Source organism: Sinorhizobium sp. B11, assembly GCA_039725955.1.
In the GTDB taxonomy this organism is placed as follows: Bacteria; Pseudomonadota; Alphaproteobacteria; order Rhizobiales; family Rhizobiaceae; genus Rhizobium.
In genome coordinates this window covers 252344-270284 of record CP091035.1, presented here as the reverse complement: position 1 = coordinate 270284, position 17941 = coordinate 252344, and the positions used below count along the sequence as shown (strand labels likewise).

Here is a 17941-nt window from a genome sequence, read left to right as displayed (position 1 = left end):
CGCGCGCCATCCAGATCGCCGACGTCCCCACACTGATCTTGCGACGAGCCAGCGCGCATAATGTGTTCACGAGCCGCCGCCTCTTTGACGTCCGCTGCAATCTCAACATCGGGCCGAGAACGGCCGACCAGGCTTTTGTCCTCATACCAGCACCTCCAGCTCGATCGGGCGCTCTGTCGGTCGGGTCAGGGGCTTGCGCGCGATGCGCGCGCTTTCCTGCGCCACCTGCCAGGGTCGCCGCAATCCGCCGAGCTCTTCCGCCACGGCCAGCCCCGCTTGAAGGCCGTCCTCGTGGAAGCCCGCGCCGAAATGGGCTCCGCAGAACCACGTGTTGCGCTTTCCCTGCAGCGACCATAATTCCTGTTGCGCCTGCTCGGTTTCAAGGTTGAAGACGGGATGGTCGCAGACTTCGCGACGAAGGATGCTATCCGGACGTGGCTCGCGTTGCGGGTTCAAGGTGACGAATGTTGGCGGCGCGGCGCCGAGGGGCTGCAGCTTGTTCATCCAGTAGGTAATTGATGGCTTTTGCGGCTCGGCGCGCCCGTCCATTCGACGGTCGGCGACATAGTTCCAGCTCGACCAGGCGGCGCGCCGTTTCGGCATCAGCCTAGTATCGGTATGAAGCACAGCCTCGTTGCGCGAATAACGGAAAGCGCCAAGGACACGCCGCTCTTCATCGCTGGCATCGGCAAGCATGCGAAGCGCGTGATCGGCGTGAGTAGCCACGACCACATCATCAAATGCCTGCTGCTGACCGGAAGCATCATGAACTATTACCCGCCCCTCCTCGCGGCGGATGACGGTAACCGGCGTCGAGATCCGGACCTTGTCGGAGAAGCGTTGCGTCATGCGACTGACATATTCACGGCTTCCCCCTTCCACCGTGCGCCAGGTCGGGCGGTTCCACAATTTGAGCAGGCCGTGGTTACAGCTGAATCTAACGAAACTGGCCGCGGGATAGGCCGCGACATCCATAGTTGGCGTCGACCAGATGGCGGACGCCATCGGGTAAAGGTGATCATATCGGAATGCGCGGCCATAGCCGTTTAGGTCGAGATACTGCTGGAGCGATATGCCGTCCATCGTCGCCAGATCGCGCGGCGCATTGCGGTAAAAACGTAGAAGATCGCGCATCATTGACCAGAAGCGCAGGCTGATCGCGTTGATCGGTTGCGCAAGCAGCCCGAAGCCGGTCCCCCCGGAATATTCGAACGCGCCGTTGTCCATCGAGACCGCAAAAGACATGTTGGACGCGGCCGTGGGCACCTGCAGCATATGGAAGAGTGCCGTCAGGTTGGGATATGTCAGTTCGTTGTAGACAATGAAGCCTGTATCAACCACGACAGGCCCGCTTGCGCTTTCGTATTCCACCGTATTGCTGTGCCCGCCGATCCGATCGGCCGCCTCATACACAGTGACCTCGTGGCGGTGCGATAGTAGCCATGCGGCGGAAAGGCCGGAAATCCCGCTGCCCACGACTGCGATGTTCAGGCGCCGTTCGCCCGGGATCCGCTGATAAAATGTCATCAATTCCTCTCGTCGACGCTCTCTGATACGGAAGGAAGGTACGAAAGCTCGCTCGGCTCGGTTCGTAACCGGCGCAATTTTTTTTCCTGTTTTTTTGAGAGATGGCGCAAACCGCTGACCCGCGCAGACCGTAGATGACGACTGCGAAGTTGAACGATAGTGGAAGGACCGACATGGAGGTTTTCCTCAGCATCGCAGTCTGCCTATCGCTTGCCATGGCCGGCGCCTGGGGCCTGCAGCGCGTCACGGGCCTCAGCGGCTGGATCGACACGGTCTGGTCACTTGCGGTCGGATCTGGCGGCATTGCTGCCGTGCTCGTAGCCGACGGAGATTTTTGGCGGCGCATGACGGTGCTGGCATTGATAGGCGCCTGGGCGGCAAGGCTTGCCTGTCACATCGGCGCGCGGACCCGTAGTGGCCAAGAAGATCCGCGTTACGCCAGGTTAATCCAGGAATGGGGTGAGACCGCCGCCTGGAGGCTGTTTCTGTTTCTACAAATCCAGGCGCTCGCCGCCTTCATTCTTGTCTTGGCCGTCCATATGGCTGCAACCAATGGCGCGCCCTTCGCGCGCGCGGTGGATGTCGTGGCAATCCTCATCGGCATCGTTGCGTTGGTCGGAGAGGCGATCGCCGATCGCCAGCTCGCCCAATTTCGTCGGACCCCTGCGGCCAAGACCGAGACTTGCGAAATCGGGTTGTGGCGCTACTCGCGCCATCCCAACTATTTCTTCGAATGGCTCTTCTGGTGCGCCTGGCCACTTCTATCCTTGAGCTCGTCCGTATCGACATTTACCTCCCTGCTGGCGCCGGCGCTGATGTACTGGCTCCTGGTGCATGTTTCGGGCATTCCGCCGCTCGAAGACCACATGCTGCGATCGCGCGGAGAAAAGTTCCGCATCCTTCAGAGGCGCGTCAACGCGTTCTTTCCCGGACCCCGTCGAAACGGAGAACTGCCATGAATATGTTGGCTTTTGCCATAAACACCGCTGAGCGCACGCCCTTGAGCGATGGCATGACGCTTGCCGGCATCGATTTCCTCTGCAGCCGCACCAGGCGAAAGCTCGCTGCGAGCCCGGCTTCGGATGAACAGGCTTTCGTCGACACGATGATGCATTTTCCCGTCGCGGCTCATCCCCACGAAGCCAACCGCCAGCATTATGAGGTACCGCCCGAGTTCTTCGCCTTGGTGCTCGGTCCGCAGCGCAAATATTCCTGCTGTCTCTATCCAACGTCCACCACGACGCTGGAGGAAGCAGAGACTTGTGCCCTCTCCGAAACGGTGGAGCACGCCGCGATCGGGGACGGCATGAACATTCTTGAACTTGGTTGTGGCTGGGGTTCGCTTTCGCTTCACCTTGCGCGGAAATTCCCCAGCTCCCGGATCACGTCGGTGTCCAACTCCGCGTCACAGCGCGCCTATATCCTGAATGTGGCGGCTAAATACGGTTTCACCAATCTCACAGTCATCACCGCCGATATGAACGATTTCGCCACGGATGAGCGTTTCGATCGCGTCATCTCGGTAGAAATGTTCGAGCACATGTCCAACTGGAGCGTGCTTTTGGAGCGCGTACGAGCCTGGCTAACGTCGGACGGGAAGCTTTTTCTGCACGTCTTTACGCACAAGGATCGCTCATATCGCTTCGACCCTGGCGATCCGGCCGACTGGATTGCACTTCATTTTTTTACGGGCGGCATTATGCCGGCGCATGACCTGCCCCACAAGTTCGCCAGTCTCTTCAATGTGGAGAAGGAGTGGCGCTGGTCGGGTTCGCATTACCGCCGCACGGCGCTCGACTGGCTCAACTCCTTTGATGAAAGAATCGATCGCATCCAGCCGATCTTGCGCGAGGTCTATGGCAAGGACGCTTCGCTCTGGCAGCGCCGGTGGCGACTGTTTTTCCTCGCGACCGCGGGCCTATTCGGTCACGAGAACGGCAATGTCTGGGGGGTCGGCCACTATCTCCTGTCCCCGGCTTCGACCGAGTATTTTGCATGACGGCCAAAAACGAGCGGCGCCATCTCGACCCCCAGACGCAGGCGACCGTGGCGATCGTGTGGGTTATCTTGATAAACAAGCCCTTCTATCCGCTCTACGTCTGGTATCTGGTCGGCAATGGCACGACGGAAGCGCTGGCCACCCTGCTTGCCGCCCCGCTGTTCATGATCATTGCCTTCATGGCCCACCTTGCACCTCTGGCCGCCCGGATCGCGCTGCCGCTGGTCGCCACGCTTGATACGCTCTTTGAGACAAAGCTTTTTGGTACCGGCTCCGGCACGCAGCTTTTTCTGGCCCCTTGCATCATGCTGGCAGCTCTCTCATTTCGCGCCGAGGAAATATGGTGGCAACGCGGCATGGCCGTCTTCGTGTTCCTGGGCTTCGTTTTATCTCGCTATGGCCTCGGTCCGCCGCTGCATGTGTGGAGCGATCCGGATCTGACCATTCTTCTCAATCTCAACAGCTTTGCGGTCGCCAGCCTCATGGCGTTGATCGCAGTTCGCTACGCAGGGATCATGACCCAGCCCGATCACCATTAACGCATCTGTTGCATCGAAAGGACGCCATCATGTCGTCACCTTGTAGTTTTTTCGGCCGTTTTTGCCGCCACGCTCGCCTTGACCGTCGGCTTTGCAACGCAGGCTGCTACCACGCCGGCCGTCGTCAAGGTTGGACCGGACCACTATTCCGGAACTTGGCTCGAGATTGGACGGACACCGATGTCGCTGACCGATGGCTGCGTTGCTGGTTATTCGACCTACCGGAAGGGCCAGGTGCCGGACGAGGTTCTCGTTGAGGACGGATGTCACGTTCATACGCCACAGGGGCGCCTAAAGACCATTCACGGAACCGGCAAGATCGAGGATTTTGGAACAACGAATGCGAAGATGCGTGTCCGCTACCCGTTCTTCATCATATTCAAATATTGGGTTCTCTACAAGTCGCCTGACAAGGCCTGGTTCATCAGCGCCAACCCGTCAATGACCGATCTCTGGATCTACTCGCGCACTATCCCCTCAAAGGCGAACCTTCGTCGCATGGTGCGGAAAGCCGCCGACCTCGGCTATGATGTTCGCAAGCTCGAATTCCCTGCTCAGTGATCAACGATGCTCGAGGCGCGCGCTCATCGCATAGTTCTGGCTTTCCTGTCTGGAATCCCGATGCCAATCAGGGAGATCGGGCGTCGGAGGATCGTCTGAGGGCGATTATCGAGGCCCATAAGATTCTCAAGATCAACGGCTTCTGCTAGGGTCCGTGGTCGGTCCGCGCGGCCTCCACTTTTAATCAGCCTGCGTGGGCCGCGCCGCGATATCCGATTTCCTCCTCAAATGCCTGAATTTCGGCCTGAGCTCGCTCGGCTGGCAATCGTCCGGAACTGATCATTCTTTCCGAGCACCATTTGAATAGCTGTAGGTACGCCTTGGCTTTGTCGCCAGCAGTCCGTTGATCGGAGTGCGTCCGCTCGCTGAGGAGCGCAGCCGAAACATGCTCGGCAATCATCATATGCGCCGCGTCGCTGACAGACCATCCTCGCTTGAGGATCAAGTCCGTGGCAAAGGAGCCCTCAGTAGACAGCTGCCTGGAAAGCTCTTGAGAAACGGAATCCATGGCTTTTTCGATCGAGGTCCCCCTGCTTCGAAACCGAACCCGAAGCTTTTCTACCTCAGACCAAAGTAACTGGACCTCGGGAGAGAAAGAACTGTGTTTCTTTCGTTTGAAGAAGCCGAACATTTTACCGCTCTCCCTTTGAAAACACTGATTCCGTTCAAAAAAGTCTAAGCCAAATCCCTTGCCCGGTCCACTCGCCCGCGGGCGCGAAATGCTGGCGGAAAACGCACATTTAATGTAGTCGACGCTGCTCCTCTATTGCCTGTTTTAGGGGGCTAAGCTCCTGCAGAGGGCGTCGAGCTAGTGACCTGAAGCGGCCGCGTGCCTGCCGGCCATATCGCTCATTGAGTCGCACGCCCAAGGGGGCAAAACGATCAGCGGGAGGGTGCAACGGGCTGGATGCCTCGATTTCGGGCTGTTATCGACTCATTTTTCAATGCCTCGGTCGAGCGCTCATGCGCCGCCGAAGGCATTCATTTTGCTTGGGTTTTGGCCATTTGTCCGTTTGAAAGGCTGCTCGCTTACCGTTCGTGTAACCGGTTGTTAACCCAATGGTCTTGCCCTGTGAGGGGAATCGGGTCTTATTCCTTATCTGCGGTGTCAGCTCGTTGGTTGGCTTTTTTCCGCATGTGAGGCCCGCAGGCGATAATATGATGAACACCGCAAAGGCAAAGGAAAGCCGAAACTCTTCTCTCCGCTTCACGATTGCGGAGCACGCTTCGTCGCTTTCGACCAAGCTGCAGGAACATCAAACAAATATCTTTCCGCCCCATGCTCGTAAAGGGATCCGGGCCTTCACGCCGTCTGAGGCTGCCAAACTGCTGGGTGTCGCTGAAGGATATCTGCGAACCGTGGCCGTCGACCTCGAAAAGAAGGCTTCCGAAGGAGGGGGCATCGAATTCAGGCCCGCCGTTGCCGGCGGTCGGCGCATGTACAGCGTTCAGGAAATCTCAGCAATTCGCGCCTATCTCGACCGCCCAGGTCGAACAAGCGGTCGTTATCTGCCTCATCGACGTGACGGAGAGGAACTGCAGATCATTTCTGTCATGAACTTCAAGGGAGGTTCGGGCAAGACAACGACCTCGGCGCACCTTGCACAATATCTCGCGCTGAGGGGATATCGGGTACTGGCGATCGACCTCGATCCTCAAGCGAGCCTGTCGGCCTTGTTCGGAAACCAGCCGGAAGTCGACGTTGGTCCGAACGAGACGATCTATGGTGCCATCCGGTACGACGAAGAGCGCCGTCCGATTCAGGAAATTGTCCGCGGGACGTACATCCCTGATCTCCATATCATCCCGGGAAACCTCGAGCTGATGGAGTTCGAACACGATACGCCAAAGGCGCTTCTTCAACGCAAGCCGGACGACATTCTCTTCTTTGCCCGGTTACAGGCCACGATCCGGGAAGTCGAGGACGCCTACGACGTTGTCGTCATCGATTGCCCTCCGCAGCTGGGATTCCTTACGCTATCGGCGCTCACAGCGGCGACATCGGCTCTGATCACGATTCATCCTCAGATGCTGGATGTCATGTCGATGAACCAGTTCCTTTCGATGATGAGCGCGCTGCTTGAGGAAATCGCCGAAGCTGGAGCCGAAGACCGTAACAACTGGATGCGCTACCTCATTACGCGCTTTGAGCCTACCGACGGCCCACAGAACCAGATGGTCGCGTTTCTTCGCTCGATGTTCGGCGAGGATGTGCTCGTCAACCCGATGCTGAAAAGCACGGCGGTCTCTGATGCCGGAATAACCAAGCAGACCCTGTTTGAAGTCGAGCGAACGCAGTTCACGCGCTCGACTTATGATCGCGCCATGGAATCGATGAACAACGTCAACGGCGAGATCGAGTCCCTTATCAAGGCGACGTGGGGGAGATCATGAGCCGGAAGAACCTCCTCTCCTCCCTGCATGGTGACAGCGCGACGCCGCCGCCACATTCCAGACCGTTCATGGATGCCGGCAAGTCGAAGCCCATGACGGCCGTTAGCAAGTCGCTTGGCGACCTCAATGACCGCAGTCGACGCGCCAGTGAGATCGAACGGCGGCTGGCGGAAGGTCAAACCGTCATCGACCTCGAGCCGCAACTGATCGAGCCTTCCTTCGTGCAGGACCGCATGGGAGGAGATATTTCCGGGCTTGTCTTATCGATCAAGGAGCAGGGCCAGCACGTCCCGATCCTGGTGCGTCCTCATCCGGAAAAGCCTGGTCGATATCAGGTGGCATTTGGTCATCGGCGTCTTCGCGCAGCTTTCGAAGCTGGCCTTCCAGTCAAGGCAGTTGTCCGCGATCTGACGGATGAACAACTGGTCATCGCCCAGGGCCAGGAAAACAACGAACGCCAAGATCTTTCCTTCATCGAGAAGGCGCGGTTTGCCGCCCGTCTTAAGGAAGACTTTTCGCGGGAAGTCATCATGTCTGCTATGTCGCTGGACAAGAGTACGCTCTCGATCATGCTTCAAATAGTCGATCTGCTGCCAGCCGAGCTAGTCGAAGCCATTGGCCCTGCTCCCGGCGTTGGCCGGCCAAATTGGCAGCAACTCGCAGCCCTCATGGACAAGGTTGAGGAGCCTTCTGAGGTCTGCACCTATGCGGAGGGTTTGGGCCACCTGGCTTCGGAGGAACGCTTCAGGCAGACCCTGGCACATCTGAAGCCGATCAATGTGGAAGTGGGCAGTTACAATATGCTGTCGACACCCGACGGGAGCCGGCTTGCGCAGATCAAGAACAGCCAGTCGAAACTCGAAATCACAATCGACAAGAAGTCGGCGCCGGATTTCGCTGCCTTCTTGATAGAGCAACTGCCTGCGCTCTTTGAGGCGCATCAGACGGCCAAGCGCAACAAGAAGGACGTGTAACCCGCAAAAGAAAAGAGCCCCAAAACGTCGCCGTCTCGGAAGCCCTGATCTGTTTCTAGCACATCCAGATTCGCATTTCCGAGAATCATCGTCAAGAGTCTTTGGCATCGTTTTTGATGAGCGCTTTCCTTTTGCCTGCTAACAGGTGAGAAACGATGGAAACCGGAAATGTGACGACGCCTTTCGGGCGGCGGCCGATGTCGCTCGCGCTTGTGAGGCGGCAACAAGCCCTTGCCGAGATCAGGGCAGATAAAACCGTCGAAAAGTGGAAAGTGTTCCGAGACGCTTCCGCGGCCAAGGACCTGCTCGGCATTCAGTCGAACAGCCTTGCCGTCCTCGACGCACTCTTGAGTTTTTACCCTGACAATGAGCTGCGTCACGATGGGCAACTGATCGTCTTTCCCTCAAACGTTCAGCTGTCGTTGCGCGCGCACGCCATGCCAAGCTCCACGCTTCGCCGTCACCTTGCAGCGCTGGTCGACGTTGGCCTTATCGTTCGCAAAGATAGCGCGAATGGCAAGCGCTATGCCCGCAAGGACGCCGCCGGGGATATCGAAAATGCCTTTGGATTCGACCTGTCCCCTCTCCTTGCCCGCGCCGAAGAGCTTGCGATGCTGGCACAGCAGGTCATAGCGGAACGCATTGCGCTCAGGAAGGTCAAGGAGAACCTGACGATTTGCCGGCGCGATATCCGCAAGCTGATCTCGGCTGCGGTGGAAGAAGGGGCTAAAGGCGACTGGCAGTCGGTAGAGAGCATGTACGTTGCGCTGGTCAGCCGAATTCCGCGTGTCCCGACACTACCCGGGGTGTCGGACATCCTCGATGAGATGAGGATGTTGAAGGACGAGGTTCTCAATCGCTTGGAAACACAGGCTCCTCAAGACAATATGAGCGGCAATGATGCCCAGAGTGAGCGGCACTTACAGAATTCAAAAACCGACCCCTCACTTGAACTTGAACCTAGCTCTGAAAAAGAGCAGGGCGGAAAGGCAGAGAAAAATCGGGGCCCTCGGAGGGAGCCGCTAAAGGCATTCCCTCTCGGTGTCGTACTAAGGGCCTGCCCGCAGATCGGTCAGTACGGACAAGGTGGCGCGGGAATAGCAACTTGGCGTGATCTGATGTCGGCGGCGGTCGTGGTGCGATCGATGCTCGGGGTGAGCCCGTCTGCGTATCAGGATGCCTGCGAGATTATGGGTCCCGAAAACGCGGCCGTGGCTGTGGCCTGCATTCTGGAACGCGCGAACATGATCAACTCCGCCGGGGCCTATCTTCGAGACTTGACCAAGCGCACCGAGCGCGGCGAATTCTCCTTGGGGCCGATGTTGATGGCGTTGTTGAGATCTCAGGGACATGGGGATCTGCGGGCAGGCTGAGGTTGTTTGCAGCTGCAAACAGGTCATACGGCAGCGATGGTCGGCGCGTCACCAATGTGTTGTACAACTATGATCTGCCGCATGGCCGAGTGACCTAAGAATTGATGTGGGGTCATCCTTGCTTCTCAGTGAGCGGTCTGCACCAGCAAGCCCACAAGCTTTCAGGGATCTAGTCTGCGTGACGACGGGTCGAGCCTCCCGACTAGCCGGGACTCACTTCACCCAACCAACGCCCCCGATCCTATGGACCGAGAGCGTCGTGCAGGAGACGCGACATCTCTCGTGACACTTCAAGAGGCTTGGCGTCGCGTCTAAAAATAAAACTTCGCTGTCATCGGGATGTTCCGGTGACTTGTCAGCAACCAGATCGACAGCGATCGCGTCTGTTGCCGGACGAGCCGAGGGCGGTGCATTTTCGTTCATGCCCTGGCTCGCGGTAGGGTCAGCACTGCACGAACCCCGATTGTGCCCCGAAGCTGCAATCGGTGTCTCTCCTCCTGATGAGGAATAAGACTTCCCGGCAATTTCGCGAACCGCTAGCGGACGACGCGTGTGTTTTCTCATGATTGGAGGCAGCCGACGGCGAGGCCGGCCGATTACGGTTCGACACCATCCAGGACTAGTGAACGCAGCGTCGAGACGAGAGCGTCGCTGGTTAGTAGCTCGGGATCCAAGACGAGATCCGACCGGAAGCTGATCGACGGACTGCCGACGTAGGCCATGGACCAGTCGCCGAACGTGCGCCCGATGATCGGAACACAATCCAGCAGCGCCACGTTGCCGTGGCGCGGATCTTGCTGAATCCTCTCGAAGGTTGCCTCTACCGCAGTTTGCGGCCCCTCCAGGACCTGTCCGAAAAAGCCGGAGCTGAAAACGAGGGCACCGGTGACGTCGACGGCCGGATTGTTTCGTCGGCTAGCCGCAAGTATTCGATCAATTTCGTTGCGAAACGATGCCGGTTCGCGTCCAAGCCGATTGGAGCTGAGATAAGCCAACCTGTAGAGAGACATTGCCTAGCCTTTCGTTGCTTTTGCCAAAGATGTGGCGTCGCTTGCCGACAATGGTCGTCCGGTCAGGTAGCCTTGCGCCTGGGTGCATCCATCGCGCGCGACCAACCGAAGCTGATCTTCAGTTTCAACTCCTTCGGCAATGGTCACCATGCCAAGGCTTGCGCCGAGCGCAGTCACGGCCCGCACGATTGCCGCGCTGTCGGTGTTCGTTTCCAGCGTGGTGATGAACGACCGGTCGATCTTTATCTTGTCGAACGGAAACTTCTGCAAGTAGCTCAGCGACGAGTAGCCTGTACCGAAGTCGTCGATCGAAATCCTGATGCCCATCGCTTTTAGCTCTCGCAGAATGGAGAGGGTTAGATCCGCGTCTTCTATGAGCGCGCCCTCCGTAATTTCCAGATCCAGTCGCGAAGGAGGAAGGCCTGAAAAAGCCAATGCGGACGCCACGACGGAAATCAGGCCGCTGTTTCTCAACTGAACGGGTGAGAGGTTGACGGCGACGGTGAGCTCGTCCGGCCAGCCGGCCGCTTCGGTACAGGCGGTACGCAACACCCATTGTCCGAGCTGGTCGATCATGCCGACCTCTTCGGCCAGGGGTATGAACTCGATTGGCGATATCGGACCGCGATCTGACGTGGACCAGCGGACCAGGCTTTCAAAACCGACCAGGACCTTGCCTTCAATCCTGTATTGGGGCTGGTAGACGACCGAAAACTCCTTCAGCACGAGAGCGCGCCGGAGCGCCACCTCAAGCTCCCGGCGTCTCTGCGCCTCATCGTCGAGTGCGGCGGAAAACAAATGATAGGTTCCCTTGCCGTCCGACTTGGCCTTGAACAATGCAAGATCGGCCTTGCGGATCACCTCATCTGGCGCATCGTCGTTCAGAGAGATACCTACGCTGGCTCCGATTTGCACCGAATGGCCCCCGATGAGGTAGGTGCGGCTGACGATTTCGATGATTCTAGCCGCAAGCGACTGGGCCGCCTCTGGCTGGTTGCCCGAGCCCTGCACAAGGGCAAATTCATCGCCGCCGACGCGAGCCAGAAGATCGCCTGGCCCGATCATCTTGGCGATGCGGTCGCCGACACGCTTTAAAAGCAGGTCACCGACTGCATGACCGAGCGTATCATTGACCGCCTTGAACCTGTCGAGATCGACATAGAGCACAGCCGATCCTTGACCGGAGCTCGTGCCGTCACCGAGTTCAGAAAGCCTGCGCAGCAGGGCCGCGCGGCTGGCGAGACCGGTCAGGAGATCTCGCTGCTGACTGCCGGTCATTTCCACCACATAGGAGACATCCACGAACCGCAGGCTACGGCCCGCATGACTTTCGCCGAATTCCATCAGGATGGTCCTGCCGTCCCCCATTTCGAAGAGGTGGCGCTCGTGACCGCCCGCGACCGCAGCCATGATCGATCCTGTGGAGCCGGCCTTGATAAGACCGCTTTTCTCACAGCCTGCCAGGACGTCATCCAGCATTGCGCCGACTTGAAGTCGCCCGGCGAAGAACGGGACAGCCGGACCGCTGAAGGCCACGATGCTGCCATCCGATCGGAGCCTCAATCCGGGCGTTTCGAAGGTTTCAAAGAAGTCGGCGTCGTGCCAGCATCTCTTGTCAGCAACAGCAGTCATCGGGGACACCTGTGTTCAACGGCCAAAAGGCATTAGTCACCAAAGACCTTAATAAAGGCCACCGGTGCATGTCGCGACAGGTCGGCATAGTCCGAACACGAAGATGTTGGGCTTCCCAGATGCACGTCGCAGTCCGGCAGTAGCAGCTGAGACTGCCGCACGGACGGTTGCGACTTCCGGCCCGGCGGCAGTCTAAAACTGTTACCTAAGGTTGCGAATTCCGGTATCTGCCGGCGCGTCACGCCAACAGGTTTCGCATATTCTTTGGCGATGAAGCAGCTAGATTGCCTGCGCCGACATCTACCGCTGGCGCCTTAATTGCATGGTGGAGGCCCGTTTTAGCTCTCCAGGTTGCTGCTAGCTTGCTGATTCGGGTAAGAAGGTTGCGGATGAGGCGAATTTTGGCGGTCACGCCTCGCGGGATCTGCTATGCCATTGGAATTGTTGCCGCAGCCGTAGGATTTATCTCACCCAGTATCGCTGCCAGCGCGGATCTTGCGCGCGCGATTCGGCTCTTTGCCGTGCCCATTTCACACTCGAATGCAGCCGCGATCTGCTCGTAGGTGAGGCCGTCAAGGACCATCAGCAGTGCGTTCTTCTGGTGAAGCGGGAGGGTGGAGAGCGCCGACCAGACTTGCGTTGCATACAGTCCGGCCTCCTGATTACACCATCCGGTTGTCGTCAAGCTCTCGTCGACTTCAGCAACAAGGACATGGCGTTTGCGGCGGTTGACGTTATTGAGGAACGTATTTCTCATGATGGTAAAACACCAGCTTTTGAGACTTGTCCCGACGGTATATTGATCGAGATGGCCTAATGCTTTCGACAATGTTTCCTGGGCTAGATCTTCGGCATCTGCGGGATCCCTCTCGAAGCGATAGGCAAATCGCCGTATTGCAGGAACCAATGTCAGGACTTCCGCCTGCAGGGAATCGTTGACTGCTGTGTTCATTGCGGACTCCTCCGACCGACCCATCAACAATGACCATGAGCAAAGGGAGTTCCGCCCCTGTCCTATAGCGTACGGAGTTATCCGGTCGATAGTCGCACTGTGTGCAGCATGCGGCGTCCTTTATTCGGGGCGGTTCGGTCAGGGTGGGGAAGAAAGGAAATCACGAACGCAGAGATCGTACCGCACCCTGATGTTGGACAAACGACGTTACGCAACATTCAAAAGAATGCTCCCAAGTCGATGGTTGCGCTCAGGTTGTTCCGAAAGAGCTGGCACAGCCGCGCACTGACCGGCATGCCCAACGTCGCTTTTGACGATGAACCTGTCGGTCCGCGGCGTGCGGCCTCCTTGCACGGTGAGATTGGCCAGGTTGCCGCCCTCTAATTGGTCGCGCTCTCATTCCTCTTCTGCCTGTGGCCAGATCGCGAGCCCGATTTCGTGTGTGGTCGATCAGTTTAGTAGCTGACCTTCGTCCGCTCACGCCCTGCCCTCTGCCCGTAGCTGGCGGACGGGTGGGGTCTGTTCATCTGCGCTGGTGTTGACCGAACCGAGTTCCATGGTTCCTGGAAGTCCTATCGCGGCCACCAGATCACGATCGTCGACGTCATATACACAAAAACCATCAGCGTTGCCAGAAGTGCCCAAGCAACGAGGCTCCGCACCCAAGGAAAGCGGGTGCTCATCCTTCGATCATGACGGTTCATTTTCATTCTCCTTGCGCCTCGCGCGGGAAACGTCCTGAAGCGAGTATTGTTTCAAACGCTGTCCGCGTTGTCCTGCTCGGCCAATGAGACGGAAAATGGAACTCAAGGGCGACAGCGAACCAGCGGCCATTGCATTCGCCAGCCGCGACAGCGTGCTTGGGAACGGGCAGTGGCAAACGCGCGTTCCCACCAACAGCGCGACAACGCGCGTGGCGCCCTAAAGTTGTTTGCACAAGGACGTTGGCATGGAATTACCTTCAACGAGCCGCAAGGCGTGGTGGCACACGGCGACCGTCTATCAGGTCTATCCCCGCAGCTTCGCCGACAGCAACGGAGACGGCGTAGGCGACCTGCCCGGCATCACGTCCAAGCTTGAATATCTCAAGGCACTCGGCATAGAACTGATCTGGCTATCGCCCATCTATGCGTCGCCGATGGACGACGGTGGCTATGACATTTCCGATTACCAGGCTGTCGCGCCGGAATTCGGAACGTTGGCCGATTTTGACGACCTCGTTGCGCAGGCCCGTTCGCGCGGCATCGGCGTTGTCCTCGACCTCGTTGTCAATCACACCTCCGATGCCCATCCCTGGTTCGTCCAATCGCGCGCATCAAGACAGAGCGCCTATCGCGACTATTACATATGGCGCAAGCCCGCCGAGGGCGGTGGTCCACCAAACAAGCTGACCTCGTCTTTTGGGGGACCGGCCTGGACGCTGGACGAGCAGACCGGCGAATATTATCTGCATCTCTTCTCGCGCCGGCAACCGGACCTCAACTGGGCCAATCCAGACGTCCGCCACGAGATCTACCAGATGATGAACTGGTGGCTCGAACGAGGGATCGCCGGCTTCCGCATGGATGTCATCGATTATATCGGCAAGCAGGTGGATCAGAACATCGTGACGGACGGGCCGCATCTGCATGACTATCTTCAGGAGATGAACCGGGCGACCTTCGGTAGCCGGGACGTCATAACTGTCGGAGAGACGTGGAGCGCCACGCCTGGCTCCGCGCTGCTTTATTCCGGGCGCGCTCGCCAAGAGCTTTCGATGGTCTTCCAGTTCGAGCACGTGACGCAGCAATGGGACGAGATCTACGGAAAATGGCGCTCCCGACCCTTCGACCTGGTCAAGCTCAAATCGATCCTCGGCAAGTGGCAGTATGCGCTGGCCGAGGATGGCTGGAACTCCTTGTTCTGGGGCAACCATGATCTTCCCCGCGCCGTTTCCAAGTACGGTGACGTGAAGGGTTACCCGGTGGAGTCTGCCAAGATGCTGGCCACGGTCCTGCATCTTCTAAAAGGCACGCCCTTCGTCTACCAGGGCGAGGAGATCGGCATGACCAATGCCCCCTTCACCAAGATCGAACAATATCGCGATATCGAAACGCTTAACATGCACCGGCTTCATCTTGAGGCCGGCCTCTCGCCCGAAGACTTCATCAGGGGCGCAAATGAAAACGGTCGCGATAATGCAAGGACGCCGATGCAATGGAGCTCCGGCGCCAATGCCGGCTTCACCACCGGCATTCCCTGGATTGACGTCAATGAAAATTACGTAGCGATCAATGCCGAGGTCGCGATGTCCGACGAACACTCGATCTGGAACCACTACCGAAGGCTGATCCTGCTCAGAAAATCCCATCCGATCATCGTCTACGGTCGTTTCCAATCCTTTCTCGACCAGCATCCAGACATTTTTGCCTACACCCGTACGCTGGACGAGCAGCGGCTGACCGTACTGGCAAACTTTTCCGCTCGTACCATCACCCTTGATCTGCCGAACGAACTGCAGGGTTCGGGCCGCTGCCTCATCAGCAATTACGATCCGGTCCACAAGGTGGATGCGACAATGGAGTTTCGTCCATACGAAGTCTTTGCGATTCTGGCGCAGAGCAGGTCCTGACGGAACAAAAGCCTGAGACCGAGGTTCTCACGCCACCGGGCCGGAAGGACAGCCATGTCAGTATCATCACGCAAGACAGGCGATTTTCACAAGCGACGGGAACGGCGATATGGCGCTGGTTGCGAATGCCTGGCCGACACCGTTTCCTTTCGGGTATGGGCACCTGCACACTCGCAGGTCCGGCTTGTCTTTGATCAGGCAGGCGACCATGCGATGCAGCCCGAGGACGGCGGCTATTTTCGGCTCGATCTTGACGGGGTGCGCCCCGGGCAGCTCTATTGCTTCCGGCTTGGCAAGGCCGAGGATCTCCTGGTCGATCCCGCCTCCCGGTTCCAGCCTCATGGCCCGGATAGCTGGTCCATGGTTGTCGATGCTGCAGACTATTCCTGGCAGGACGGCGCCTGGGCAGGAGTCGAACCATTCGGACAGGTCCTATACGAGATGCATATCGGCACCTTCACGCCCGAGGGCACCTACAGGGCTGCTGCCAGCAAACTGCCGCTTTTGACGGAGATCGGCATCACGTGTGTGGAATTGATGCCGGTCAACGAGTTCTTTGGTGACTTCGGATGGGGCTATGACGGCGTTCTGCCATATGCACCGACGAGGACCTACGGCACGCCAGACGAGCTCAAGGCTTTCGTGGACGAGGCCCACCGACAAGGTATCGCCGTCATTCTCGACGTCGTCTACAACCACTTTGGCGCCGGCGAGCGGTTCGAGCGGTTCACACCCCATTATTTTACCGACCGCTATAAGAACGAATGGGGCAAATCGCTTAACTTCGACGGCGAGGAATGTGCAGGCGTTCGCGACTTCATCGCAGAAAATGCGGCCTTCTGGATTGACGAATATCATTTTGACGGCCTGAGGATCGACGCCACCCAGGCCCTCTTCGACAGCAGCGACGAGCATATCGTAGCGCTCATTGCGCGAAAGGCGCGAGCAGCGGCCGACCTGAGACCGATCTATCTCATTGCGGAAAACGAGCCTCAGGACACACGGTTGGTCATGGCCCAGGCCAGCGGCGGGTACGGGCTGGATGGGGTGTGGAACGACGATTTTCATCATTCCGCCACTGTCGCCCTCACGGGCCGAAACGATGCCTATTATCATGACCATAGCGGAAGCCCGCAAGAATTCGTGTCGGCGGCCAAATATGGATATTTGTTCCAGGGTCAACGCTACGATTGGCAGGACGCTAGCCGAGGGCGGCCGGGCCTGGATCTCCCGGCCCGCCATTTTATTCATTTCCTGCAAAATCACGACCAGATCGCGAATTCGGGAACGGGCCAACGCGTCGGTCGGCTCGCGTCGGCCGCGCGCATGCGGACGATCACGGCGCTCCTGCTCCTCGGCCCCCAAATTCCAATGCTGTTCCAAGGACAGGAATTTGGCGCATCAACGCCGTTTTTTTCTTTGCGGACCACCATGACGAGCTAGGATCGCTTGTACGCAAGGGGCGGCTTGACTTCCTGCGGCAGTTTCCGAACCTCCAGGACGAGGCCTTCGGCACCACCATGCCAAACCCCGCCGAGCCGTCCACGTTCGAAGCCTCCAAGCTTGACTGGAGCGAACGCGAACGTAACCATGCTCAGCTTGCGCTTCACAGCGATCTGCTTGCTCTACGGCGACGCACACCTGCCATTGCCGCAGCATCGCGATCCTGCCCCCGCACACAAGTCGATGGAAGTGTGCTTGGCCCTTCGGCCTTCCTTCTGCGTTATTTCACGCAAGACCCGGAGGAGGAGCGTCTGCTCCTTTTCAATCTCGGCAAAAGCCTACCGGTCAAAAGCCTTGCAGACCCGCTTTTTGCGCCGCCCCTCGATTGCCAGTGGTTCATGGAATGGTCGAGCGAAGACTTTGCATATGGTGGAAGCGGCATACGACCGGCAGACCTCCAACGACGATGGGTGCTTGACGCCGATAGCGCGATAGTCTTCGCACCACGAAAATGCGAAAGGAAGTCTGCGCCCGATGGGAAGTCCTTGCGGCATTGGCAAAAATCCGTGTCTTATCTCTAACCGCGCCTCGAAGCGGGCAAGGCATTAGCAATAAAACGTGCGGCAAGACGTCGGCGCCAGCGCAGCCGGCATTCTTCAGTTCGACCGGCCGCCACGAGATGGTTTTAACCGATCAGTTCGGCGAGCTGATGAAGACCGAGCAACTTTATAAGCCGGTCCCGCGCTCACGGGAGGCGTCCAGACCGGTTCGACGGCCGGACTTTTTCAGAGTGGCCATCGGGATCCATTGGTCTGTCCCGGGCAAACGAACCTGCCAGTAAGCCCATCCGTTCAGGTTTGGTGACCGTCCCATCCGGTTGACCGCCAATGCCCTTGCCGCCTGCGAAAGCGTCGTAAAGTGTCGAC

Annotated in this window: 14 protein-coding genes and 2 pseudogenes; 10 read left to right on the top strand and 6 right to left on the bottom strand. The window is 58.2% G+C overall.

Features of this window, described 5'->3' with window-relative positions; translation table 11 throughout:
• Positions 1–141: 141 nt before the first annotated feature.
• A complete protein-coding gene (locus tag LVY75_34380; protein ID XAZ25893.1) occupies positions 142–1527 on the bottom strand; it encodes an NAD(P)/FAD-dependent oxidoreductase in 1386 nt (461 codons plus the stop codon).
• A 134-nt stretch (positions 1528–1661) separates the two neighbouring features.
• On the opposite strand from LVY75_34380, the gene LVY75_34375 reads away from it, so the two are divergent.
• The 5 genes and pseudogenes from LVY75_34375 (at position 1662) to LVY75_34355 (ending at position 4775) form a co-directional block, all read left to right on the top strand.
• Entirely contained in the window at positions 1662–2486 is an 825-nt protein-coding gene (locus LVY75_34375; protein ID XAZ25892.1) for a DUF1295 domain-containing protein, read from the top strand.
• The gene (locus LVY75_34370; protein ID XAZ26351.1) at positions 2483–3526 is read left to right on the top strand and encodes a cyclopropane-fatty-acyl-phospholipid synthase family protein; all 1044 of its coding nucleotides are present in this window, start codon (positions 2483–2485) and stop codon (positions 3524–3526) included. Before LVY75_34375 ends, LVY75_34370 begins: the two co-directional genes overlap by 4 nt.
• Positions 3523–4065, top strand: a complete 543-nt coding sequence (locus LVY75_34365; protein ID XAZ26350.1) for a hypothetical protein — start codon at positions 3523–3525, stop codon at positions 4063–4065. Before LVY75_34370 ends, LVY75_34365 begins: the two co-directional genes overlap by 4 nt.
• A 180-nt stretch (positions 4066–4245) precedes the next feature.
• The gene (locus tag LVY75_34360; GenBank protein XAZ26349.1) at positions 4246–4626 is read left to right on the top strand and encodes a lipocalin family protein; all 381 of its coding nucleotides are present in this window, start codon (positions 4246–4248) and stop codon (positions 4624–4626) included.
• A 47-nt stretch (positions 4627–4673) separates the two neighbouring features.
• Positions 4674–4775 (top strand): annotated as a pseudogene (locus tag LVY75_34355) (molecular chaperone DnaJ).
• A gap of 35 nt (positions 4776–4810) precedes the next feature.
• Here LVY75_34355 and LVY75_34350 read toward each other — a convergent pair.
• Complete coding sequence (locus tag LVY75_34350) at positions 4811–5257, bottom strand: hypothetical protein (GenBank protein XAZ26348.1); 447 nt, start codon at positions 5255–5257, stop codon at positions 4811–4813.
• 530 nt (positions 5258–5787) lie between these two features.
• Between LVY75_34350 and repA the strand changes: the two genes are divergently transcribed.
• From repA to LVY75_34335, 3 genes are all read left to right on the top strand, one after another.
• The gene (gene repA, locus LVY75_34345) at positions 5788–7020 is read left to right on the top strand and encodes a plasmid partitioning protein RepA (GenBank protein ID XAZ26377.1); all 1233 of its coding nucleotides are present in this window, start codon (positions 5788–5790) and stop codon (positions 7018–7020) included.
• Positions 7017–7994: a plasmid partitioning protein RepB gene (repB, locus tag LVY75_34340; GenBank protein ID XAZ26347.1), complete on the top strand. Its 978-nt coding sequence runs from the start codon at positions 7017–7019 to the stop codon at positions 7992–7994. Before repA ends, repB begins: the two co-directional genes overlap by 4 nt.
• 155 nt (positions 7995–8149) lie before the next feature.
• A complete protein-coding gene (locus LVY75_34335) occupies positions 8150–9367 on the top strand; it encodes a replication initiation protein RepC (GenBank protein XAZ26346.1) in 1218 nt (405 codons plus the stop codon).
• Positions 9368–9963: 596 nt separating this feature from the next.
• On the opposite strand, the gene LVY75_34330 is transcribed toward LVY75_34335, so the two are convergent.
• The 3 genes from LVY75_34330 to LVY75_34320 all read right to left on the bottom strand — a co-directional run bounded on the left by LVY75_34330 (position 9964) and on the right by LVY75_34320 (position 12961).
• Complete coding sequence (locus LVY75_34330) at positions 9964–10377, bottom strand: BLUF domain-containing protein (protein ID XAZ26345.1); 414 nt, start codon at positions 10375–10377, stop codon at positions 9964–9966.
• A 3-nt stretch (positions 10378–10380) separates the two neighbouring features.
• Positions 10381–12009: an EAL domain-containing protein gene (locus tag LVY75_34325; GenBank protein XAZ26344.1), complete on the bottom strand. Its 1629-nt coding sequence runs from the start codon at positions 12007–12009 to the stop codon at positions 10381–10383.
• Between the two features lie 427 nt (positions 12010–12436).
• The gene (locus tag LVY75_34320) at positions 12437–12961 is read right to left on the bottom strand and encodes an RNA polymerase sigma factor (protein ID XAZ26343.1); all 525 of its coding nucleotides are present in this window, start codon (positions 12959–12961) and stop codon (positions 12437–12439) included.
• A gap of 949 nt (positions 12962–13910) precedes the next feature.
• On the opposite strand from LVY75_34320, the gene LVY75_34315 reads away from it, so the two are divergent.
• Positions 13911–15572 (top strand): alpha-glucosidase, encoded by a 1662-nt coding sequence (locus tag LVY75_34315; protein XAZ26342.1) that lies wholly within the window; start codon positions 13911–13913, stop codon positions 15570–15572.
• Between the two features lie 66 nt (positions 15573–15638).
• Here the strand turns inward: LVY75_34315 and LVY75_34310 are convergent, their stop codons facing one another.
• Positions 15639–15914: a hypothetical protein gene (locus tag LVY75_34310; GenBank protein ID XAZ26404.1), complete on the bottom strand. Its 276-nt coding sequence runs from the start codon at positions 15912–15914 to the stop codon at positions 15639–15641.
• Between LVY75_34310 and LVY75_34305 the strand changes: the two are divergent.
• Positions 15831–17596 (top strand): annotated as a pseudogene (locus LVY75_34305) (DUF3459 domain-containing protein). The gene LVY75_34310 and the pseudogene LVY75_34305 sit on opposite strands and share 84 nt — an antisense overlap.
• The last annotated feature ends 345 nt before the right edge of the window (positions 17597–17941 follow it).

Coding starts and splice junctions, on each gene's coding strand:
- LVY75_34310 (XAZ26404.1), bottom strand. CDS start 15,914: ATGAGGCTGGAACCGGGAGGCGGGATCGACCAGGAGATCCTCGGCCTT.
- LVY75_34335 (XAZ26346.1), top strand. CDS start 8,150: ATGGAAACCGGAAATGTGACGACGCCTTTCGGGCGGCGGCCGATGTCG.
- LVY75_34375 (XAZ25892.1), top strand. CDS start 1,662: ATGACGACTGCGAAGTTGAACGATAGTGGAAGGACCGACATGGAGGTT.
- LVY75_34320 (XAZ26343.1), bottom strand. CDS start 12,961: ATGAACACAGCAGTCAACGATTCCCTGCAGGCGGAAGTCCTGACATTG.
- LVY75_34365 (XAZ26350.1), top strand. CDS start 3,523: ATGACGGCCAAAAACGAGCGGCGCCATCTCGACCCCCAGACGCAGGCG.
- repA (XAZ26377.1), top strand. CDS start 5,788: ATGAACACCGCAAAGGCAAAGGAAAGCCGAAACTCTTCTCTCCGCTTC.
- LVY75_34360 (XAZ26349.1), top strand. CDS start 4,246: ATGTCGCTGACCGATGGCTGCGTTGCTGGTTATTCGACCTACCGGAAG.
- LVY75_34380 (XAZ25893.1), bottom strand. CDS start 1,527: ATGACATTTTATCAGCGGATCCCGGGCGAACGGCGCCTGAACATCGCA.
- LVY75_34370 (XAZ26351.1), top strand. CDS start 2,483: ATGAATATGTTGGCTTTTGCCATAAACACCGCTGAGCGCACGCCCTTG.
- LVY75_34350 (XAZ26348.1), bottom strand. CDS start 5,257: ATGTTCGGCTTCTTCAAACGAAAGAAACACAGTTCTTTCTCTCCCGAG.
- repB (XAZ26347.1), top strand. CDS start 7,017: ATGAGCCGGAAGAACCTCCTCTCCTCCCTGCATGGTGACAGCGCGACG.
- LVY75_34315 (XAZ26342.1), top strand. CDS start 13,911: ATGGAATTACCTTCAACGAGCCGCAAGGCGTGGTGGCACACGGCGACC.
- LVY75_34325 (XAZ26344.1), bottom strand. CDS start 12,009: ATGACTGCTGTTGCTGACAAGAGATGCTGGCACGACGCCGACTTCTTT.
- LVY75_34330 (XAZ26345.1), bottom strand. CDS start 10,377: ATGTCTCTCTACAGGTTGGCTTATCTCAGCTCCAATCGGCTTGGACGC.